This window comes from Rickettsia lanei, from assembly GCF_056242675.1.
In genome coordinates this window covers 66,882-87,382 of record NZ_CP172233.1, presented here as the reverse complement: position 1 = coordinate 87,382, position 20,501 = coordinate 66,882, and the positions used below count along the sequence as shown (strand labels likewise).

Below are 20,501 nucleotides of genomic sequence, written 5' to 3'. Positions count from 1 at the left end.
AATAGTTTCATTATTCATTATCGTTTTATATATTTAGTGGGTGTTTTGTAATCTAGCTTAAGCATATTTTTTGATTCAGGATAATTATATAAGTCGTTATTTTAATTTACTATAACTTATTTTTTATACAATAGACCTATTGCATAACTTATCTTATAAAGGGAATAAGAACTGCTACTCTACGCAGCGTACATAGTTAAGTATGTAAGGATGAGAGAGCAGCGTCGATGTCTCATATATCTTTAAGAAATGAGTTATGTTAAGAGGTCTAATCAATAATGTGCATATTTTGATTTAAAACTATATTGGATTATATAATGAAAAATTTTAATTTATCTGAAGAATTAATTATTGCTCTCGAGACAATGAATATAACTGAGCCAACTGAAATACAAAAGCAATCGATTCCGGTTGCAATGGCGGGATCGGACATACTCGCTTCTAGCCAAACAGGTTCAGGCAAAACTCTTGCTTATTTATTGCCGTTAATTGATTCATTTATTAAAAATAAAACTACTGCTTTAATTCTTGTGCCGACTAGAGAATTAGCAACGCAAATACACAGTACTTTAAATAAAGTAACTACATCCTATAAAATTAATAGTGCAGTTTTGATAGGCGGTGAACCGATGCCTAAACAATTTATGCAATTAAAAAAGAATCCAAAAGTGATTATCGGTACGCCGGGGCGTATTATCGATCACTTAAATAGGGGAAGTCTAAAAATTGATCGTATAGGCATAACCGTACTTGACGAAATGGATAGAATGCTTGATATGGGGATGAAAGAACAATTAGAAGAAATCAATAAATTTTTACCGGAAAAAAGACAAGTTTTAATGTTTTCCGCTACTATGCCAAAACATATTATTGCTGTTTCTCAAAAATATCTAAACAATCCGGTACGTATTACGGTAGGTGCTACTAATAAAGCAGCTGCAGAAATAAAACAGGAATCAATGCATGTTTCTGATAAAGAAAAATTTAGTGCATTAACTAAACAACTTGGTAATAGGGAAGGATCGGTCATTATTTTTGTGAAGACTAAACGCTCTGCCGATCAATTAGCTAAAATGTTAAAATATGAAAATCATACAGCAGAAGCGATACACGGTGATTTAAGTCAGCGTCAACGTGAAAGAGTAATTTTATCATTTCGTAAGTCAAACCATAGAATAATGGTAGCAACTGATGTAGCAGCTCGTGGGCTTGATATTCCTCATACACAGCATGTTATTAATTATGATTTACCTATGTGTCCTGAAGATTATTTACATAGGATAGGTAGAACGGGTAGAGCAGGGGCTACCGGACATGCGTTGTCTTTTATTTCTCCTGATGATGTTATTAGATGGCGTGCAATCGATCGTTTAGTAAATAAAGGAGAATCTACGCCACGTAGTGAGTTTAGAAGTGATAAAAATAATCGTAAAAGATCATTCGGTAAAAGAGCTGGCGGTGACGGTAAAAAGTTTAATGCTTTTGATAGTAGCCGTAAAAGAACCTTTGATGGTAACAGCTACGGTAATAAAAGAAAGAAAGTATCGTAGTTTAGGTTTACGTTATTTATATCATTGCGAGGAAATTACATAAGTAATGGACGCAGCAATCTCAAGAGTTTATTATTATTTCATGAGATTGTCACGTAGCCTTATGGCTGCTCATGACGATTAGATATCCATGCGGGCGATGCCTTTGCAGGAATGACAACCGTATATTTTAAAGGAGGATAAATTCATAAGTTTAAATTTTTCACGATTTCAATATATATCTAATATTTTCTTTATATTAATAATTTCTTTTCCTGGAGGTTTAATTTATTTACTTACCGGTTCAACTCTTTCTTTTTGGCTTCGAGAATCCGGTTTTGATAAAATCACTATCGGGCTTTTTAGTTTAGTGAATTTTATTCATATATTTAAATTTTTATGGGGTCCTTTGCTTGAAAAAGTAAGTTTTGCTCCTTTAAGTAAGCGGGGATATAAATATTGTTTAATTATTGCTTTGGTTAGTTGTATTTTTTGTGTATATATTCTAACAAATTTTAACCCTAACACTCATTTTATACCATTTGCTTTATGCTTAGTAGCTGTGGCATTTTTTTCGTCCATTTATGATATGTTACTTCAATCATCACAGATGTTACTGATTACAAATAAAAATTGGGGCATAAGTGAGGCAGCTTGTACTACAGGCTTTAGAATAGGTATACTTATAGCAGGTTCAGGAGCGTTATATTTATCTACTATCATATCCTGGCAAGATGTGTATCGTGCTATGGCAATTTTATGTATACCATCATTACTATTAATTATAATCTATCCGCTTAAATTTAAAGATAAGATAATTATTAATGATTTTGATAGATTTTGGCATGCTTTTTATGATTTTGTCAAGAAACCTAAATGGCTAATAATTGTTAGTTTTATGCTTCTATATCGTCTTCAAGATAATTTTCTGTCAATTATGCCGAATATGTTTTATCTTGATATTGGGTATACGAAGAAAGATTTAGCTCTTGGATATAAAGCTTTCGGTATGTGTGCTACAATCCTTGGAGGTTTTATAGGTGGGTTTTTGTCCCGAAAATATGAATATTCTTATTTGCTTAAAAGAGCATTAATATATCATGCTTTATCTAGCCTATCTTTTTTATTTCTCTATTTTTATAATCGAGATATTACAAGTTTGTATATAGCGGTCTTCTTTCAAGAATTTACCAAGGGCTTCACTATGTCGCCGTTTTTTTCTTACCAATTAAGATGCTGTAGTTCTAAATATTGTATAACCCAAATTGCTTTAATTACTTCTATTGCTTATATTAGTACCATATTGTTTGGTAGTATTTCAGGCTATGCAGCTACTTATTTAGGCTGGACTTATTTCTTTATTGTAGCAGGATTTTGTTTTATACCGGCTTGTATATTAATTAGATATTTGCCGCCTTATGTTATTTCTAGCTAAAGCGGGAATCTAGCAAAATATTTATAATTGTCATTGCGAAGAGGCGTTGTTGTGTGGATCAATTTCACCTCTGTCATCCCGTGGCTTGACACCGAGTGCTTTACCGGTCCCTGCAACAATGCCTTGCGAGGAGCGTAGCGACGTGGCAATCTCTCTTAAATTGCATGAGATTGCTTAGTCGGCATAAATGCCTTCTCGCAATGACGTGGATAGGTAGTATTGGATTCCCCTGCTGCCGCAGGAATGACATACTGTTGAGCGCCATGTAAAAATGCCTAAATACAAATATATTGTAAAAGTAGTACTATCAATTTATAATAATCAACAAATTTATTAGTGTGCTTTAATTATGTTTATTCAAACTGAAGATACTCCAAATCCGGATGCAATAACATTTTTCCCAGGGCAGGAAATAAGTAGTGATCAGCCGGTATTTTTTAGTGAGCTTGCTGAAGTAAAAGGAAGAAGCAAACTTGCAGAATCATTATTTTATATTAATAATGTAAAATCAGTATTTTTCGGTAGTGATTTTATAACAGTAACTAAACAAGCTGAAGGTAATTGGCAAGTTATAAAGCCTGAGATTTTAATGGTTATTATGGATCATTTTGTTTTAGGCTTGCCTGTATTTGAAGAAAACACCAAAGCAGATAATGTAAATCATAACCTTGATGGGCTTTCGGAAATAGAGAAACAAATCGTAGAGATTATTGAAACTAGGGTGCGTTCATCTGTTGCACAAGACGGTGGCGACATAATATATAAAGGCTTTGAAAACGGTGTAGTTAAATTAGCACTTCGTGGTGCATGCCTTGGATGTCCTAGTTCCACCATCACCTTAAAAAACGGCATTGAGTCCATGCTTAAACATTTTGTACCGGAAGTGCAAGAAGTTGAAGCTGTAGAGGAAGATTTTGAGTAATTTAGTATGCTAACTGTGTTAGGCTTCGTCATTGCAAGAAGAAACTGCAAGTTTCGACGAAGCAATCTAGTAAAAGTTTCTGATTTACAGAATTTTTGATTATTTTTTTTGCCACGCAGTCTACGACTGCTCGCGATGACGTTAAATATCATATAGTATATTAAATTTTTGTGAAGAATAGTATGTCCTATTCTTCCTTTGCGGAATTGATTGTATCATTTTGATGCCAAATAACGTAGTGTAGTTCAACATCTTTTGGAGCACTACGATAGGTAGTTTGCTATTATAGCTTAAAAATGTTTCATCGCCTAAGAAATACACTAACCGGTTGTATGGTTGCTTTTACGTTTGGGCATGCCATCATTGTACTAGCAGGGTGATCGCTAACTTGATCGATTATATAATAATTATATCCCCATCCTTCTAAAGTTTTTGTTTCCAGCTTACCACCAAACCCAACACGATTACAATCTTGCATTGCATTTTTTGTTGCTTGCAATTCTACTTTTAGCTTTTCTTCATTGGACTCTGTAGGTAAATGAATTACATAACACTTTTGATTTTCAAGTGGTGTAGGATAGGGTGCAATATCTTTTAACCGCTTATCGGTAATAAATCAGTATTTAAAAAACATGATGTAAGAAATAGTATAATTTTATTTGGCATATGATTATTTTTTAATTAGAATCCATTATCTCGCCTAGAGGAATTATATAAGAAGCATTTATTGTACCATTGGCTTATAATATCAGTACTAAAGCCTTCACTATAGTCAACATCACCATTTTCGTTTATTTTTGTACTTAAAAATAATATAGAATTTTCAAATTTATTTTCTTTTAATATAGGCTGATTATTTAAACTAAAAACTTTCATGGCAAGCCTTTCATTATTAGGTAATTTAAAATATATTTCTGATCCGTTATTGGATTCAAAAAAATTACATTTATTATAAGCACCTAATAATAAATTATTTAATATATCTATTGTAACTTGTTCTTCAAGGTTTATAATCTTAGGAAATAATATGTAATTATTGTGATTATTTTATATTTGAAATAAGAATACTTTGAGAGTTATATTGTTGTTTTTCCAAATATATTTTTGCAAAATTATTTTGTTTTAATTCTGTAAAGGTTAGTTCAGCCTTATATTTTTGTTTGTCACTAGAAAAGTTAGGTAGCATTGCTATTAAATGAAAATCAAGGGAGGTTACGCTAAATCTTGTATTCAGCAGATTATTTTGATTTAATTCGGTAAAATCTAATTCGGCATAGTATGTTGCTTAGTCAATGTCTAAACTATATACAGGCTTATCTTCCAATATCTCTTTAAATAAATCTTCCCATAGCTCGTGTAACTCTTGTAAAAAATTTTGAACATGTTCTTTAGTTTTACAAACATCCATTTGATTTGCAAAGCTTTTTGCTATAAAAAACTTTAAATCTTTTTGATCCGATAAAGATAAATCATGAATGTGACATTTAAATGTTTTATCTACATAATTTATTAGTGATGCAGTATCTGCAGGAAAATTTTTAGTTATTTCTAATAATTCTTTTTTTATGCTGTTCTGAAATTATATTCATTTTCTAATCTAATCCCGTTGCTTTCTTAAAAAAGCCGGTATGTCATGAATATCAGACTCTTTATTATCTTGATCTAGAGTACTAACAACAACGTTTTTGCGTTCTAAAGTTTGATTATTTGAAGCACGCAGAGAACCCCATATTTTTCCTAAAAATGATGGTTTGGGTGAGTCATCTTCAGATTTGTTGAAAGTATTGGCATGTAGCCCTAGCTCTTTTTCATTTCCGATAAAATTTTGATTTATTGGAGAGTCGGTAATTTCAATATTTTTGGTACTGTAGCTGTTAAAATCAGGCATTTCTTCTATTTGTGTAGGTTGTGCTATAGTTTTATTATAAGTTTCCTCAGGAACTATATTGGTAGTTTCAGCTATTGCGGGTTTATATGTCGGTACTTTATCGGCATCAATACCGGTAGCAACCACTGATACTCTGATCATTCCTTTTAATTCCGGATTAAATGTTGAACCGAAAATAATATTAGCATCAAGGTTGTCTACTTCTTCTCTAATTCTATTAGCAGCGTTGTCAACTTCAAATAAGGTCATGTCGGAACCGCCGGTAATATTGATTAATACACCTCTTGCACCGCACATTGAGCTATGATCTAGCAGTGGATTTGAAATGGCAGATTCTGCCGCTTTAATAGCTCTATCTTCGCCATTAGCTTCACCTGTACCCATCATTGCTTTACCCATTTCACTCATTACTGCTTTAATATCGGCAAAATCAAGATTAATAAGTCCCGGCATAATCATTAAATCCGTTACTCCTCTAACGCCTGCATGTAATACGTCATCTGCCATTTTGAAAGCATCGGCAAACGTCGTTTGTTCATTAGCAATACGGAATAGATTTTGGTTCGGTATTACAATTAAAGTATCAACGAATTGCTGTAATTCAATAAGTCCTTTATCGGCAGTTTTCATACGATGACCGCCTTCAAAATGGAAAGGTTTAGTTACTACCCCAACCGTAAGGATGCCTAGTTCTTTAGCAATGCGTGCAATAACTGGTGCAGAACCGGTACCTGTACCACCGCCCATACCTGCCGTAATAAATACCATATTGCTATTTTCTAGGTAATTACGAATTTCGCTTTCTGATTCTTGAGCAGCAAGTGCTCCAACCTCAGGAGAAGCTCCTGCCCCAAGACCTCTAGTCGTAGAAACACCGAGTTGTATTTTGTTAGTGCATAAAGAATGTTCAAGCGATTGTGCATCAGTATTAGCTACTACAAAATTAGCACCTTGCAGATTAGCACTAATCATATTATTTACTGCATTACTACCTGCACCCCCAACGCCAAAAACTGTAATGGTCGGTTTTAATACTATATTTTCAGGAGCTTTGATATTTAAAACCATGATACTCTTTTATTTTATATAATTAATGTTTAAGTATAATAAAAGATTTAGAAATTTCCATAAACTTTTTATGAAAAATATGGATTATTGTATTTTATAGTGAATTAGCTTGAATTAGGGATGATTTATAAGAAATATTTTATTTTTTTAAGAACATATCTCATACCGTAAATGGATTAGTATTAACGGTATTCGCTATGCCCTTAAAAAAATAAAATATTTCTTATAAATCATCCCTAATTCAAGCTAATTCACTATAAAATAGTGGCATGCCGTTATTATGACATGCTTTGATTAATGCTTTATCGTTAGTGGCCATAGGAAGTACTTCATGCATGGCAGTTAATAAATAAGTTGTATCATATGTAGTAAGATTGTTGGCTCTTGCAGTTTAATTTCATGTATGGAAAAATTTAAATTTGATATATTAAGGGGGAGAGAGTTTAAAAAATCTATTATTTTAATAACCTCTACTGATTTTATTCTAGCACGTTTTTCTGCTATTAATATTACATTAGTTACTTCAAGTCTCCAAAGAGGCGGTACTATCACTCTAAACTTATAACAATAATCTAATGTAAAATCTGAAGATTTATCACGTTCATCATAAAAGAACCATGAGACAGTTATGGAGCAATCGGCTATAAACGGTTTAGAATTCACCATTTTCTACCTTCATCTCTGAACTCTTTTATAGTATAAGGAGCTCTAATGTTTTGCCTTTGTGGAATTCTCTTATTTGCTTTACTATATTATCCATTTTAGGTTTTTGAGTTATAATTTTTGCAACCGGCGTATTATGCTTACAAATGGTAATTTGTTCTCCGTCTTGTACACGCTGTATTAGATCAGAAAAATGAGTTTTTGCTTCGAGTAGGTTAATTTGATTAGATAAATTTTGTTTCACATAGGTAATATAATAATAGACGAATTTAATATTATCCTATTTATAAGATTTTATACAGTAACATTAATAGTTTAAATTAATATCTTTATATCAAACCTAAGATTGACTAACCATTTTTTCAGGGACTACTATTTTATCAAATTTTGCTTCCGATAGAAGATTGAGTTTTTTAGCTGCTTCTTTTAAAGTGATCCCGTGCTTATGTGCTTCTTTAGCAATTTTTGCAGCATTATCATAGCCTATATGCGGATTAAGAGCTGTAACAAGCATTAGAGATTTATCACGTAAATCATTAATGCGTGCTATATTGGGTTCTAATCCTTTAACACAGTGAGTAACAAAGCTATTTACGCTATCGGATAACAGCTCTATAGATTGTAGGATATTGTATATTATTACGGGTTTAAATACGTTAAGTTCAAGATGTCCGTTTGAGCCGGCAATAGTAACCGTAACATGATTTCCCATCACCTGACTGCACACCATTGTTAAAGCTTCGACTTGTGTAGGGTTTACTTTACCAGGCATAATAGAAGAACCAGGTTCATTTTCAGGTAAATGTAGCTCACCAAGACCGCATCTTGGACCGGAGCCGAGCAGTCTTATATCATTTGCTATTTTCATTAAGCTAACTGCTATAGTATTAAGAGTTCCTGAAAATTCTACTAGTGCGTCGTGAGCAGCTAGACTTTCAAATTTATTAGGAGCCGTCTTAAAGGGTTGTTTAGTAAACTCTGCCACTTTCTCGGCAAATTTTATATCAAAGCCTATTTTTGAGTTAATACCTGTACCGACTGCTGTGCCTCCTTGGGCAAGTAGATAAACTTTTTGTAGTGCATTTTCTATGCGTTCTAAAGCATACTCTATTTGTGTAATATATCCGGAGAATTCCTGTTTAAGAGTTAAAGGAGTTGCATCCTGCAAGTGGGTACGTCCTATTTTTATGATTTTGTCCCAATCTTTTGACTTATCCTGCAAAGAGGTCAGTATATTATTCAAAGCTGGTATCAGTTGCTGTTTAGTTGCAAGTACGGTTGCTATATGCATAGCGGTTGGAAAAGAGTCGTTGGATGATTGTCCTTTATTAACATGATCGTTAGGATGTACCGGAGATTTGCCACCTTTCTTGCCTGTTAATTCTTCGTTGGCAATAGAGGCAATAACCTCGTTCATATTCATGTTTGTTTGCGTTCCTGAACCTGTTTGCCAAACTACTAAAGGAAAATTATCCTCAAATTCGCCTGCTAAGATTCTATCCGTGGCTTTATCTATACTTATAGCGATTTTAGCTTCTAAAGCACCAAACTCATGATTAACCTGTGCTGCACATTTTTTTAAAATAGCAAGAGCACGAATTAAAATTTCAGGCATTTTTTGCTTGCCTATTTTAAAATTTTCTAAAGATCTTTGAGTTTGAGCCCCCCAATAAAATTTTTCTTCTATTTGAATTTCTCCAAAAGAATCACTTTCGGTTCTGTAATTTTTCATAAATTGTTAAATGTTATATAATTATCTATTTTTTTTATAAAATGATCACTTACTGCATTCAAATCTAACTGCTGGGCTAATTTAGCAAAGCTATAATATAATTTGTCTGTTAAAGAAGCTTTTTTTAGATTCTTAGCAATAAATATTAATGTGCTTTCTATCATAAGATTACGATTAAAACTATAAAATTTTTGCCAATGTTCGTTATATTTAGGGTCAGAGGATGCTATATAATCGGAATATATAGGTTTAGTAATTACTGTTTTACCTTGATATATATCAAATATAATATCATTAATTAATCTTTCATTCTTGAGGTTATTGATCACTTTATCAAAAAAATTGTTTAATATAGCTGTTGTTATCTCTTTTTCTGTAAGTGCATTTATAAATATGTCTAATTGTTTTTCAAAACTCTCGATAATTTGTTCATTTGGTTCCCTTTTCATGACTTGTCTCTCAAGTTAATTGATATAATCAAAGTTTATGACTTTAATTTTAGTAGACTAAATATTTATATCGAAGTAAATAAAAAACAATATGTGATTTATTAAAAATATTATTTATGTAATGAATGAAAAAGTATAGAAGCGGCATTTGATACATTAAGACTTTCTACTCTCTGAGAAATAGGGATTTTGGCTAAATAATCACATGTTTCTGCAACTAATCTTCGTATGCCTTTATCTTCTGAGCCAAATACCAATACTATTTTGTCGGAAATTAATTTATCGGTAAAGTAGTCATTTGCAGAACCTGTTAGACCTATAATCCAAAAGCCGTGTTTTTTAAGATAATTCATACATGAGCGTAAGTTAGTAACTTTAATTATAGGTATTAATTCTAAAGTACCGCAAGCCGCTTTAGCAATGCTGCCGTTTTCATTTGGAGAATTATCTTGAGGTAATATTATAGCATTTATATCAAAAGCAGCGGCACTACGAATAATTGCGCCAATATTTTGTGTGTCTGTTATTTGATCAAGAATCGCAATTTTACATTTTGGATTTGTTATATCTATGTCCTCTAAATTGTAAGAAAAAATTGGTCTAATTTTTGCAGCTATTCCTTGATGTGTTTGGTTTTCCAGTAATTTAGATAAAATATCGTTATTAACAATTTCATAAGCTCTAGTACCTATTAATTTTTTATGTGTCTCAAAAATTTCCCTAGTGCATAAAATATTGTCAATTTGACGTTTTGGATTATTTAGAGCAGAAAAGACAGGATGTTTCCCATACATATAATAACAATGTTTAGAATCAAGTTTTTTATTTTGCATCTTATTGAAAACCGTCAGTAATTTGTGCTTGACAGAAACTACTATTTATTATAGAAAGTTACAACTAAATAAATGTGCAAGCTGCTATTTGTTTATTTGATGATTCGGCAAGAAGTTTTATTAAGTCCTAATGCTAATTATATATTGTATTTTACAGTGAATTAGTCTATTTAATACAGTAAAGTTCTTTAGGAGGGGTGGCCGAGTGGTCAATGGCAGCAGACTGTAAATCTGCCCGCGTAAGCGTTCGAAGGTTCAAATCCTTCTCCCTCCACCACTTAAATGGTTCAGGGAAGCATATCATTTTATTTAAAAATAAAACATAATTGTGTATATTTATAAATCTGAATAAAATTGATATAGCACTGTTAACAAAATAACTTTGAAATTATTTTATTAATAGTGCCACAATGCGGGTGTAGCTCAATGGTAGAGTTCCAGCCTTCCAAGCTGGCTGTGTGGGTTCGATTCCCATCACCCGCTCCAGAGATAGTGGTAACAAATAAATTTAGCAAGAAAATGCACTTATAAAAAAACTTGTATTAAACCTAAAAAATTGTAGAGAGTAATAATATGGCAAAAGCAAAATTTGAACGAACTAAACCGCACGTTAATATAGGTACGATCGGTCACGTAGATCACGGTAAAACTTCCTTAACGGCAGCAATAACTATAGTACTTGCTAAGACAGGTGGAGCACAAGCTACAGCGTATGATCAAATTGATGCTGCTCCTGAAGAAAAAGAAAGAGGTATAACTATTTCTACTGCACACGTAGAATATGAGACTAAAAATAGACACTATGCACACGTAGATTGTCCGGGACACGCTGACTATGTAAAGAACATGATAACCGGTGCCGCTCAGATGGACGGTGCAATATTAGTAGTTTCTGCTGCTGATGGTCCTATGCCGCAAACTAGAGAGCATATATTACTAGCAAAACAGGTAGGTGTGCCTGCTATGGTAGTATTTTTAAATAAAATAGATATGGTGGATGATCCTGATCTATTAGAACTAGTAGAGATGGAAGTAAGGGAATTATTATCAAAATATGGTTTCCCGGGTGATGAAATACCTATTATTAAAGGTTCGGCACTTCAAGCTTTAGAAGGAAAGCCTGAAGGTGAAAAAGCTATTAATGAGCTAATGGATGCAGTAGATAGCTATATACCGCAGCCTGTAAGAGCTACGGATAAACCTTTCTTAATGCCAATAGAAGATGTATTCTCTATTTCAGGAAGAGGTACTGTTGTAACGGGTAGAGTAGAGTCAGGAATAATTAAGGTAGGTGAGGAAATTGAAATAGTCGGTCTAAAAGATACGCAAAAAACTACCTGTACCGGTGTAGAAATGTTCAGAAAATTACTTGATGAAGGACAAGCCGGAGATAATGTTGGCATATTACTACGCGGTACAAAAAGAGAAGAAGTTGAAAGAGGACAAGTTCTCGCAAAACCTGGTAGCATAAAACCGCATGATAAGTTTGAAGCTGAAGTATATGTGCTTAGTAAAGAAGAGGGTGGACGTCATACCCCATTTACTAATGATTATCGTCCGCAGTTCTATTTTAGAACAACAGATGTTACCGGTACAATAAAATTGCCTGCTGATAAGCAGATGGTTATGCCTGGAGATAATGCTACTTTTACAGTGGAATTAATTAAACCGATTGCGATGCAGGAAGGGTTGAAATTCTCTATACGTGAAGGTGGTAGAACAGTGGGTGCCGGCGTAGTAACTAAAATAAATAATTAATTGATTTTATAAATACCTATTATTTTTTAATAATAGGTATTTATATTTTAAGGTGTAATAGACATTTTTCCGAACCGGCTTATAGAGAAGAATTTGAAGGAGGTACGGAATGCAGAACCACAGCGTATATAACGGACGTGAGGATTCGAGTGCCGGGTCGACGTACAAATTACCTCTAGAAGTACAGTTTAGAAAGATGTCTAAAAAAAACATCTTGCTGTTTAAATATTAGGTTTACTGAATGAAAAATAAAATCAAAATTCGTTTAAAATCATTTGATCACCGTAGTCTTGATCAAGCTACAAAAGAGATAGTTAGTGCTGTTAAAAGAACGTTTGCTAACATTAATGGTCCTATTCCTTTACCTAAAAAAATTGGAAGATTTACCGTAAATAGGTCTCCTCATGTACATAAGAAGTCAAGAGAGCAATTTGAAATTAGAAAGCATAAAAGATTATTAGTTATAGGTGATCCAAATCCGGCGGTTGTCGATGCTTTAAGTAAAGTTGATTTAGCAGCAGGTGTTGATGTAGTGATTGAATTAGAGAGTGGGGAATAAGTGAGAACTGGTATAATTGCTCAAAAAATTGGGATGACTAGTGTTTTTAATGATAAAGGCGAAAGAATTCCTTTAACATTGGTCAAAGTTGATGATTGTCAAGTAGTAGGGCATAAAACTCTAGAAAAACATGGATATAATGCTTTGGTTATAGGTGTAAAAGATAAAAAAATATCTAGAGTAACCAAACCTATGAGACAAGTTTTTGCTAATGCTAAAATATCTCCTAAAACTAAATTAAAAGAATTTAGAATTTCTGAAGAGAATTTTATTGATATAGCAGCAAGTTTAGAAGTAGACCATTTTACGGCAGGACAATTTGTGGATATAACGGCAACTACTATAGGTAAAGGATTTGCCGGTAGTATGAAAAGACATAATTTTAGAGGTCTTGAAGCTTCTCACGGTGTTTCGATATCCCATCGTTCGCATGGTTCTACAGGACAAAGACAAGATCCAGGAAAGGTTTTCAAAGGCAAAAAAATGGCCGGTCATATGGGATGTAACCAAGTTACTATTCAAAATTTGAAAATATTTGCAGTTGATAAAGAGCGTAAGCTTATTATGATTCAGGGTAGTATACCCGGTCACAAAAATTCGTATCTTTCAGTAAAAGATGCAATAAAAAAGATTTCAATAACTGTATAATAGATATTTAGACATGTTTGTTGAGGTTAAAGATTATCACATTAACAAAACGCCATGCAATATTATTTATATAAAAGTTTTATATAAGACTGTATAAGGTTAAAATAAAGATGAAAACTAAAATATTAAGTCTTGCTAATGAAGAAGTTGGTGAGATTAGCTTAAATGAAGATATATTTGCTGTTGAATTTATCAGAGATGATATAATAAAGCAGGTTATTGATTGGCAGAGAGCTAAGGCAATGTCCGGTAACCACAAAACTAAAACAGTATCAGAAGTATTAGGAACCACAAAAAAACCGTTTAAGCAAAAAGGTACAGGTAATGCAAGACAAGGCTCTCTTAGATCGGTACAGATGCGTGGTGGTGGTGTAGCTCATGGACCTAGAGTACGTAGTCATGCAACGAAATTACCTAAAAAAGTACGAAAACTGGGTTTAATTCATGCTTTATCTGAGAAATGCGCTGAAGGAAAATTATTAGTAATAGATTCTTTAAAGCTAGATAAGCCTAAAACTTCTGCTCTTGTAAATATATTAAACAAATTTCAAGGGAAAAGTTTCTTTGTAATAGACGGAAATGAAGTAGATATTAATTTTTCTTTAGCTGCAAAAAATATTTATAATACTGTGATTGTTCCACAAATAGGAGCCAATGTTTATGATATAATACGACATGAATATGTCCTATTATCACAAGAAGCAGTGAGTGTTTTAGAAGAGAGGTTAAGATGAGTGCTTATAAATACTACGATTTAATTAGAAAACCTATTATTACAGAAAAAACTACAACCCTTTCGGAACAAAATAAATACGCTTTTTATGTAGATAAATTTGCTGCAAAACTTACCCTTAAAAAGGCTATAGAAGAAATATTTAAAGTAAAAGTAAAAAAAGTGAATATTTTAAACGTTAAAGGTAAGAAGAAAAGATTTAAAGGCATTATAGGGACTCAAATCAATAGAAAGAAAGCTATTGTTACATTAGAAAAAGACCATAATATCGATTTTGCCGGAGGAATTAAATAAATGGCTTTAAAAAACTTTAATCCAATTACTCCTTCTCTTAGAGAGTTAGTTCAAGTTGATAAAACTAGTTTATGGAAAGGCAGACCTTTAAAATCTTTGACCAAAGGTATATCTAAAACCGGTGGACGAAATAATCAAGGTAGAATTACTTCTTGGCACAGAGGTGGAGGACACAAAAAATTATATCGTATTATTGATTTTAAAAGAAATAAAATTGATGTTTCTGCTATTGTTGAAAGAATAGAGTATGACCCTAATAGAACTGCTTTTATTGCTTTAATAAAATATGAAGATGGGGAATATTCTTATATTCTAGCACCACAAAAATTATCTGTAGGTGATAGAGTAATATCAAGTCAAGATGCTGATATAAAAATAGGAAATTGTTTACCTTTAAAATGCATTCCTATCGGTACTACTTTACATAATGTTGAAATGAAAGTCGGTAAGGGCGGTCAAATTGCAAGGTCTGCAGGTACTTCAGTAGATCTAGTGGGTAAAGATTCAGGATATGCTCAGATTAAATTAAGATCAGGTGAATTTAGGTTAGTACCTTTAGATTGTAAAGCTACTATAGGTAGTATATCTAATCCGGATCAAAAAAATATTAATTTAGGCAAAGCCGGTAGAAATAGATGGTTAGGTTGGAGACCGCATGTTAGAGGTGTAGCAATGAATCCTGTAGATCACCCTCATGGCGGTGGTGAAGGTAAAACTTCAGGAGGTCGCCATCCTGTTACTCCTTGGGGATTCCCAACAAAGGGTAAGAAGACACGTAAAAATAAACGTACTTCAAAATTTATCGTAAAGAAAAGAAAATAGATTTTAAATTAATTAGGTATTAGTATGGCACGTTCAATATGGAAAGGGCCTTTTGTAGACGGTTATTTAATAAAGAAAGTTCAAAAATTGATGGAATCAGGTAAATCTGAAATGATTAAAACTTGGTCTAGAAGGTCAACGATTTTACCTATTTTTGTAGGGTTTACCTTTTCTGTGCATAATGGAAATAAATTTATTCCGGTTTCTGTAAATGAAGAAATGGTTGGAAGAAAATTAGGTGAGTTTGCTCCTACTAGAACATTTCACGGTCATGGAGCAGATAAAAAAATCAAAAGAAAATAAAGATTTATATGGTACAGGAAAATAAAAATTTTGCTACGGCACAAGCTAAATCTATTAGAGTAAGTTCAAGGAAGCTCAATTTAGTTGCAGCCTTTATTAGAAATATGAAAGTATCTGAAGCATTGGTACAATTAACTTTTTCTCCTAAAAGAATTGCAAAAGTTGTAAAAGATTGTTTACAATCTGCTGTTGCAAATGCTGAAAATAATTTAGGTCTAGATATAGATAGATTGGTTATTACTAAAGCGACTGTAGGTAAGGCTTTAGTAATGAAAAGAGTTATGCCAAGAGCAAAAGGAAGAGCAACTAGAATAAATAAGTTTTTTAGTAATCTTTATATAACTGTTACAGAAAAAGAGGATAATTAAAATGGGGCAGAAAGTTTGTGCACATGGTTTTAGAGTTGGACCGACTTTAATTAAAGGTTGGGATTCCATATTATATGCAGAAAAACATTATAAAACTCTTTTTATACAAGATTTAAAAATTAGGGATTTTATAAATAAGGGTTTTAATCAAGCCCAAATTAGTAGAGTTTTAATTGAACGCCCGTCTAATAAAAGTATTATAATTAATATTAATGCCAAAAAACCAAATATCATTATCGGTAGAAACGGTAGTGAAATTGATAAGCTAAAAAAAGCTATCGAGAAAATGACTTCTTTAAAAGAAGTTTATATAAATATTCACGAAGTTCGAAAATTTAATATAGATGCTGCTATAGTAGCTCAAACTATAGCACTACAGCTGGAAAAAAGAGTTTCTTTTAGAAAAGCCATGAAAACAGCAATTCAGGCGTCATTTAAACAAGGTGGACAAGGTATCAGGGTTAGTTGCTCAGGACGACTTGGAGGTGCTGAAATTGCTAGAACCGAATGGTATATAGAAGGAAGAATGCCGTTACATACTTTAAGAGCTGATATTGATTATTCAACAGCTGAGGCTATAACTACTTATGGAGTGATAGGGGTTAAAGTGTGGATTTATAAAGGTGAATATACAGAAAATAAAAGATATAATTAATTTTAAGTATTAAAATGTTAGCTCCGAAAAAACAAAAATTTAGAAAAGCTCATAAGGGTAGGGTTGCTTCAACAGCAAAAGCAGGTACGACGCTTGCTTTTGGATCATTTGGTCTAAAATCTATAGATGGTTGGCGTGTTACTGCAAGACAAATAGAAGCAGGAAGAAAAGCTGCTACTAGATGTATGAAAAGGCAAGGAAGATTATGGATTCGCATTTTTCCGGATGTTCCCGTTTCTAAAAAGCCTGCCGAAGTAAGAATGGGTAAAGGTAAAGGTTCTCCTGAATTTTTTGCAGTTAGAGTTTCGCCTGGAAGAATTATGTTTGAAATTGAAGGGGTAGAAGAAAATGTTGCACTTAGAGCTTTGGAGCTTGCAAGTGCAAAATTACCTGTTAGAACAAGGATAGTGAGACGTTATGAATGATTTAAAATTATTAAGAAGTAAGTTATCTACTGAAACAATAGAAGAGCTTTATAAAAACCTTAATCTTTTAAAAAAAGAATTGTTTAATTTAAGATTTCAACAAGCTTTAGGTGATTTAAAAAATACTAGTAGGTTTTCGTTAGTCAAAAAGTCTATAGCACGTATTAAAACTGAATTAACCAAAAGAGCTAATAGTGAGGAATATTAAAATGCCGAAAAGAGTGTTACAAGGCGTAGTTATAAGTTCAAAAGCTGATAAGACGGTTACAGTAAAAGTAGAAAGAAAGTTTAAGCATCCTATTTATAAAAAATTTGTGAAAGTATCTAAAAAATATGCTGCTCATGATTCAGAAAATAAATATCAAGAAGGAGATAAAGTTAGTATAATTGAAAGTCGGCCTATCTCAAAAACCAAAACATGGGTAGTGGTAAATGGGGAATAAAGTTTTTTAATCTTTGACTTTATAAGGTAGATTGTTTATTTTATTTCTCGTGTATAAAAAATTGGAAGTAGTTTATGATTCAAATGCAGAGCATCTTGGAAGTTGCAGATAATTCCGGTGCTAAAAAAGTTATGTGTATTAAAGTTTTAGGTGGCTCTCACCATATGGTGGCAAAGCTGGGTGATGTTATAGTTGTATCTGTTAAAGACGCTATACCCGGCGGTAAGGTTAAAAAGGGTGATGTTTATAAAGGCGTGATTGTTCGTACAAAGACTGGAGTAGTAAGACCTGACGGTAGTACAATAAAATTTGATCAAAACGCATTAGTGCTTTTGAATAAACAAGATGAACCTATCGGTACTAGAGTTTTTGGTCCTGTTACAAGAGAACTTAGAGCGAAAAAATATGTTAGAATAATGTCGCTTGCAGAGGAAGTGTTATAAATGATTAAATTAAAAGTAAAAAAAGGTGATGAAGTTGTTGTTATTACCGGAAAGCACAAAGGAAAAAAAGGTAAAATATTAAAAGTTTTCCCAGAGGACAGTAAAGTAATTGTTTCTGGAGTAAATGTAGTAAAAAAGCATACTAAATCTAATCAAATGAGTGAAGGCGGGATAATAACTAAAGAATTACCTATACATATCTCAAATATTGCACACATCGATCCAAAAACCGGTAACCCTACCAAGGTAGCTTTTAAATTCTTAGAAGACGGTTCTAAGGTTAGAGTAGCAAAGAAATCAGGGGAAATTATTGGTAAGGAAGGTAAATAATGTTAAGATTTAAAGAATTATATCAGCAAAAAATTATTGAAAACTTACAAAAAAAATTTTCTTATAAAAATAAACACGAAATACCGCAAATTAAGAAAATTGTGATAAATATGGGAGTAGGGGAAGCAACAGCCAATTCCAAAGTAATTAATAATGCAGTAAATGATCTTACTTTGATTTCCGGTCAGAAGCCGGTTGTAACGTTAGCAAGAAAATCTATTGCAACTTTTAAGTTACGCGAAAATATGAAAATAGGTTGCAAGGTTACATTACGTAAAGATAGAATGTATGATTTTTTAGAGAGGTTAGTAATTGTTGCATTACCCCGTGTTAAGGAATTTCGCGGTTTTTCTTATAAAAGTTTTGATGGTAAAGGGAATTTTACTTTTGGGTTAAAAGAGCAGATCGTTTTTCCTGAAATTAATTACGATAAAATCGATACAATAAGAGGTATGGATATTACAATCGTTACATCTGCTAAAACAGATCAAGAAAGTAAATTTTTGTTATCAGGGTTTAATTTACCTTTTTATAATTAATTTTTAGGATATATATAATGGCAAAAGTAAGTTCTATAAAAAAGAACGAAAGTAGGAAAAAAAAATCACAAAGTTTACATCATAAACGTTTAGCACTAAAAAGTAAAATTTATGATAAAAATATTTCATTAGAAGAGCGTTTTTCTTTGGTAATGTCACTTGCACAATTACCTAGAAATTCATCATCTACTAGAATAAGAAATAGATGTGAGCTTACAGGTAGACCAAGAGGTGTTACAAGAAAGTTTGGTATATCGAGGAATAAGCTTAGAGAATTAATAGGCAGAGGCTTAGTTCCCGGTGTAGTTAAGTCAAGTTGGTAAAAGTCGATAGGTAAATCATATGTCAATGACGGATAATGTAGCAGATATGTTAACTAGAATTAGAAATGCTTATAAAAGCAAATTGATAAATATTTCTTTTCCTAGTTCTAAAATTAAAACTTCAATTTTAGATGTTTTGCAAAAAGAAGGTTATATAAAAGATTATATAACTACTCAAAAAAATAATATTAGTTATACTGAGGTAGCTTTAAAATACTCTGTTAATGGCGATGCTTCTATATGCGAAATTCATAGAGTATCAAAGCCTGGAAAAAGAGTATATTCTGCTATTAAAGATTTGAAAGGATATTATAATAATATGGGTATATATATTCTTTCTACTCCTTACGGTGTTATGTCTGATAGAGAAGCTCATATTAAAAATGTCGGCGGCGAAGTAATTTGTAAAGTATTTTAAGGTAAAAAATGTCACGTGTTGGAAAATTGCCAATTACTATACCTGAAGGTGTAAAAATTGGTTTAAATGATTTAGAAGTAAAAATATCCGGACCTAAAGGCGAATTATCAAAAACTTTTAAAGGTAATATAGCAATTTTATTGGCAGAAAATAAGCTTTTAGTAAAACCTTTAGCCGCAAAGAAAAATGCACGTGCTATGTGGGGTACTGCAAGAAGCATAATATCAAATATGGTTACCGGCGTTAAAGAAGGTTTTAAGCTTAAACTCGAAATTAACGGAGTCGGTTACAGGGCGATGGTAAAAGGTAAATATTTAAATTTAATGCTTGCTAAAAGCCATAATACAAAAATTGAAATACCTTCAGATATTAAAATAGAGATGCCTAAGCAAAATATTATTATTCTTGAGGGAACAGATAAAGAAAAATTAGGACAATTTGCTTCAATTATTATAAAACAGAGACCACCTGAGCCTTATAAAGGAAAAGGAATTAAATTTGAAAATCAATTTATACCGCGTAAAGAAGGTAAGAAAAATTAAATTTAAGAGTTAAATATGCGTAGTGCTAAGCTAAAATTTGAAAAAAGAAGAAGTAGAATAAGACATAAAATATCTAAAAAATCTAATAGAGTTAGATTATCAATATTTAAGTCAGGTAGACATATATATGCACAAATTATTGATGATTCTAAGTCTATAACGATTGCTGCTGCTTCAACTTTAGATGAGAAAATAAAAAAATCTCATTGTAATATTGAAAATGCTATCAAAGTAGGCAAAGAAATAGCAAAAAAAGCTGATTCTGCAGGGATAAAAGACGTAGTGTTTGATAGAGGCGGATATAAGTATCACGGTGTTGTAAAAGCGCTAGCTGATGCAGCTAGAGAGAAAATAAAATTTTAGGTTATAAGGTTGTAGT

Annotated in this window: 33 protein-coding genes, 2 tRNA genes and 1 pseudogene; 25 read left to right on the top strand and 11 right to left on the bottom strand. The window is 32.3% G+C overall.

Going from position 1 to position 20,501, the window contains the following annotated elements:
* Nucleotides 1-317: 317 nt before the first annotated feature.
* The 3 genes from ACHBLB_RS00585 (at nucleotide 318) to ACHBLB_RS00575 (ending at nucleotide 3,886) form a co-directional block, all read left to right on the top strand.
* Nucleotides 318-1,550, top strand: a complete 1,233-nt coding sequence (locus ACHBLB_RS00585) for a DEAD/DEAH box helicase (protein ID WP_004997760.1) — start codon at nucleotides 318-320, stop codon at nucleotides 1,548-1,550.
* Nucleotides 1,551-1,737: 187 nt separating this feature from the next.
* Entirely contained in the window at nucleotides 1,738-2,964 is a 1,227-nt protein-coding gene (locus ACHBLB_RS00580; RefSeq protein WP_475842691.1) for an MFS transporter, read from the top strand.
* Nucleotides 2,965-3,313: 349 nt separating this feature from the next.
* Nucleotides 3,314-3,886: a NifU family protein gene (locus ACHBLB_RS00575; RefSeq protein ID WP_475841862.1), complete on the top strand. Its 573-nt coding sequence runs from the start codon at nucleotides 3,314-3,316 to the stop codon at nucleotides 3,884-3,886.
* Nucleotides 3,887-4,187: 301 nt separating this feature from the next.
* On the opposite strand, the gene ACHBLB_RS00570 is transcribed toward ACHBLB_RS00575, so the two are convergent.
* From ACHBLB_RS00570 to rlmB, 11 genes and pseudogenes are all read right to left on the bottom strand, one after another.
* Complete coding sequence (locus tag ACHBLB_RS00570) at nucleotides 4,188-4,430, bottom strand: ecotin family protein (RefSeq protein ID WP_475842689.1); 243 nt, start codon at nucleotides 4,428-4,430, stop codon at nucleotides 4,188-4,190.
* A gap of 137 nt (nucleotides 4,431-4,567) precedes the next feature.
* Complete coding sequence (locus tag ACHBLB_RS00565) at nucleotides 4,568-4,762, bottom strand: hypothetical protein (protein WP_475841860.1); 195 nt, start codon at nucleotides 4,760-4,762, stop codon at nucleotides 4,568-4,570.
* Nucleotides 4,763-4,928: 166 nt separating this feature from the next.
* Nucleotides 4,929-5,072, bottom strand: coding sequence for a hypothetical protein (locus ACHBLB_RS00560; RefSeq protein ID WP_475841858.1), 144 nt, complete (start codon nucleotides 5,070-5,072; stop codon nucleotides 4,929-4,931).
* A gap of 99 nt (nucleotides 5,073-5,171) precedes the next feature.
* Entirely contained in the window at nucleotides 5,172-5,294 is a 123-nt protein-coding gene (locus ACHBLB_RS00555) for a hypothetical protein (protein ID WP_475841856.1), read from the bottom strand.
* Between the two features lie 189 nt (nucleotides 5,295-5,483).
* Nucleotides 5,484-6,842 (bottom strand): cell division protein FtsZ, encoded by a 1,359-nt coding sequence (gene ftsZ / locus ACHBLB_RS00550; RefSeq protein ID WP_475841854.1) that lies wholly within the window; start codon nucleotides 6,840-6,842, stop codon nucleotides 5,484-5,486.
* 241 nt (nucleotides 6,843-7,083) lie between these two features.
* On the bottom strand, nucleotides 7,084-7,179 hold the full coding sequence (locus ACHBLB_RS00545) for a toxin of toxin-antitoxin system (RefSeq protein WP_475841852.1): 96 nt from the start codon (nucleotides 7,177-7,179) through the stop codon (nucleotides 7,084-7,086).
* 5 nt (nucleotides 7,180-7,184) lie between these two features.
* Entirely contained in the window at nucleotides 7,185-7,508 is a 324-nt protein-coding gene (locus tag ACHBLB_RS00540; RefSeq protein WP_475841850.1) for a type II toxin-antitoxin system VapC family toxin, read from the bottom strand.
* Nucleotides 7,502-7,749, bottom strand: a pseudogene (locus ACHBLB_RS00535) (type II toxin-antitoxin system Phd/YefM family antitoxin). Before ACHBLB_RS00535 ends, ACHBLB_RS00540 begins: the two are co-directional and overlap by 7 nt.
* Before the next feature lie 96 nt (nucleotides 7,750-7,845).
* Nucleotides 7,846-9,237 (bottom strand): class II fumarate hydratase, encoded by a 1,392-nt coding sequence (gene fumC / locus ACHBLB_RS00530; protein ID WP_475841848.1) that lies wholly within the window; start codon nucleotides 9,235-9,237, stop codon nucleotides 7,846-7,848.
* Nucleotides 9,234-9,686: a hypothetical protein gene (locus tag ACHBLB_RS00525; protein ID WP_475841846.1), complete on the bottom strand. Its 453-nt coding sequence runs from the start codon at nucleotides 9,684-9,686 to the stop codon at nucleotides 9,234-9,236. Before ACHBLB_RS00525 ends, fumC begins: the two co-directional genes overlap by 4 nt.
* Before the next feature lie 110 nt (nucleotides 9,687-9,796).
* Entirely contained in the window at nucleotides 9,797-10,519 is a 723-nt protein-coding gene (rlmB, locus tag ACHBLB_RS00520; protein WP_012262532.1) for a 23S rRNA (guanosine(2251)-2'-O)-methyltransferase RlmB, read from the bottom strand.
* A 191-nt stretch (nucleotides 10,520-10,710) separates the two neighbouring features.
* Between rlmB and ACHBLB_RS00515 the strand changes: the two genes are divergently transcribed.
* The 22 genes from ACHBLB_RS00515 to rplR all read left to right on the top strand — a co-directional run bounded on the left by ACHBLB_RS00515 (nucleotide 10,711) and on the right by rplR (nucleotide 20,485).
* Nucleotides 10,711-10,796, top strand: a tRNA-Tyr gene (locus ACHBLB_RS00515).
* Between the two features lie 135 nt (nucleotides 10,797-10,931).
* A tRNA-Gly gene (locus ACHBLB_RS00510) sits at nucleotides 10,932-11,005 on the top strand.
* An 87-nt stretch (nucleotides 11,006-11,092) separates the two neighbouring features.
* Nucleotides 11,093-12,277 (top strand): elongation factor Tu, encoded by a 1,185-nt coding sequence (tuf, locus tag ACHBLB_RS00505; RefSeq protein ID WP_004997779.1) that lies wholly within the window; start codon nucleotides 11,093-11,095, stop codon nucleotides 12,275-12,277.
* A 109-nt stretch (nucleotides 12,278-12,386) separates the two neighbouring features.
* On the top strand, nucleotides 12,387-12,509 hold the full coding sequence (locus ACHBLB_RS00500; RefSeq protein ID WP_475841844.1) for a palindromic element RPE1 domain-containing protein: 123 nt from the start codon (nucleotides 12,387-12,389) through the stop codon (nucleotides 12,507-12,509).
* A gap of 9 nt (nucleotides 12,510-12,518) precedes the next feature.
* Nucleotides 12,519-12,836, top strand: coding sequence for a 30S ribosomal protein S10 (rpsJ, locus tag ACHBLB_RS00495; RefSeq protein WP_010977588.1), 318 nt, complete (start codon nucleotides 12,519-12,521; stop codon nucleotides 12,834-12,836).
* Complete coding sequence (gene rplC / locus ACHBLB_RS00490; RefSeq protein ID WP_475841842.1) at nucleotides 12,837-13,484, top strand: 50S ribosomal protein L3; 648 nt, start codon at nucleotides 12,837-12,839, stop codon at nucleotides 13,482-13,484.
* 110 nt (nucleotides 13,485-13,594) lie between these two features.
* Nucleotides 13,595-14,218, top strand: a complete 624-nt coding sequence (gene rplD / locus ACHBLB_RS00485; protein ID WP_004997785.1) for a 50S ribosomal protein L4 — start codon at nucleotides 13,595-13,597, stop codon at nucleotides 14,216-14,218.
* Nucleotides 14,215-14,511, top strand: a complete 297-nt coding sequence (rplW, locus tag ACHBLB_RS00480) for a 50S ribosomal protein L23 (protein ID WP_475841839.1) — start codon at nucleotides 14,215-14,217, stop codon at nucleotides 14,509-14,511. The genes rplD and rplW overlap by 4 nt, the downstream gene beginning before the upstream one ends.
* The gene (gene rplB / locus ACHBLB_RS00475) at nucleotides 14,512-15,333 is read left to right on the top strand and encodes a 50S ribosomal protein L2 (protein WP_012151149.1); all 822 of its coding nucleotides are present in this window, start codon (nucleotides 14,512-14,514) and stop codon (nucleotides 15,331-15,333) included.
* Nucleotides 15,334-15,357: 24 nt separating this feature from the next.
* Nucleotides 15,358-15,636 carry a 30S ribosomal protein S19 gene (gene rpsS, locus ACHBLB_RS00470; protein ID WP_004997794.1) on the top strand — a complete coding sequence of 93 codons (279 nt, stop codon included), beginning with the start codon at nucleotides 15,358-15,360 and terminating at the stop codon, nucleotides 15,634-15,636.
* 8 nt (nucleotides 15,637-15,644) lie between these two features.
* The gene (gene rplV / locus ACHBLB_RS00465; RefSeq protein ID WP_004997796.1) at nucleotides 15,645-16,004 is read left to right on the top strand and encodes a 50S ribosomal protein L22; all 360 of its coding nucleotides are present in this window, start codon (nucleotides 15,645-15,647) and stop codon (nucleotides 16,002-16,004) included.
* 1 nt (nucleotide 16,005) lies between these two features.
* Nucleotides 16,006-16,659, top strand: coding sequence for a 30S ribosomal protein S3 (rpsC, locus tag ACHBLB_RS00460; RefSeq protein ID WP_475841837.1), 654 nt, complete (start codon nucleotides 16,006-16,008; stop codon nucleotides 16,657-16,659).
* 14 nt (nucleotides 16,660-16,673) lie between these two features.
* Nucleotides 16,674-17,084, top strand: a complete 411-nt coding sequence (gene rplP / locus ACHBLB_RS00455; RefSeq protein WP_004997806.1) for a 50S ribosomal protein L16 — start codon at nucleotides 16,674-16,676, stop codon at nucleotides 17,082-17,084.
* The gene (gene rpmC, locus ACHBLB_RS00450; RefSeq protein WP_004997809.1) at nucleotides 17,077-17,292 is read left to right on the top strand and encodes a 50S ribosomal protein L29; all 216 of its coding nucleotides are present in this window, start codon (nucleotides 17,077-17,079) and stop codon (nucleotides 17,290-17,292) included. The genes rplP and rpmC overlap by 8 nt, the downstream gene beginning before the upstream one ends.
* Nucleotide 17,293: 1 nt before the next feature.
* Nucleotides 17,294-17,527: a 30S ribosomal protein S17 gene (gene rpsQ, locus ACHBLB_RS00445; protein ID WP_004997812.1), complete on the top strand. Its 234-nt coding sequence runs from the start codon at nucleotides 17,294-17,296 to the stop codon at nucleotides 17,525-17,527.
* A 74-nt stretch (nucleotides 17,528-17,601) separates the two neighbouring features.
* Nucleotides 17,602-17,970, top strand: coding sequence for a 50S ribosomal protein L14 (rplN, locus tag ACHBLB_RS00440; protein ID WP_004997813.1), 369 nt, complete (start codon nucleotides 17,602-17,604; stop codon nucleotides 17,968-17,970).
* Nucleotides 17,971-18,300, top strand: a complete 330-nt coding sequence (rplX, locus tag ACHBLB_RS00435; protein ID WP_004997814.1) for a 50S ribosomal protein L24 — start codon at nucleotides 17,971-17,973, stop codon at nucleotides 18,298-18,300. It begins immediately after the preceding gene.
* Complete coding sequence (gene rplE / locus ACHBLB_RS00430; protein WP_012151144.1) at nucleotides 18,300-18,839, top strand: 50S ribosomal protein L5; 540 nt, start codon at nucleotides 18,300-18,302, stop codon at nucleotides 18,837-18,839. Before rplX ends, rplE begins: the two co-directional genes overlap by 1 nt.
* A 17-nt stretch (nucleotides 18,840-18,856) precedes the next feature.
* On the top strand, nucleotides 18,857-19,162 hold the full coding sequence (gene rpsN, locus ACHBLB_RS00425) for a 30S ribosomal protein S14 (protein WP_475841835.1): 306 nt from the start codon (nucleotides 18,857-18,859) through the stop codon (nucleotides 19,160-19,162).
* Between the two features lie 19 nt (nucleotides 19,163-19,181).
* Nucleotides 19,182-19,580, top strand: coding sequence for a 30S ribosomal protein S8 (gene rpsH, locus ACHBLB_RS00420; RefSeq protein WP_475841833.1), 399 nt, complete (start codon nucleotides 19,182-19,184; stop codon nucleotides 19,578-19,580).
* 8 nt (nucleotides 19,581-19,588) lie between these two features.
* Nucleotides 19,589-20,122 (top strand): 50S ribosomal protein L6, encoded by a 534-nt coding sequence (gene rplF / locus ACHBLB_RS00415; RefSeq protein ID WP_475841831.1) that lies wholly within the window; start codon nucleotides 19,589-19,591, stop codon nucleotides 20,120-20,122.
* Nucleotides 20,123-20,137: 15 nt separating this feature from the next.
* Complete coding sequence (gene rplR / locus ACHBLB_RS00410) at nucleotides 20,138-20,485, top strand: 50S ribosomal protein L18 (protein ID WP_475841829.1); 348 nt, start codon at nucleotides 20,138-20,140, stop codon at nucleotides 20,483-20,485.
* The last annotated feature ends 16 nt before the right edge of the window (nucleotides 20,486-20,501 follow it).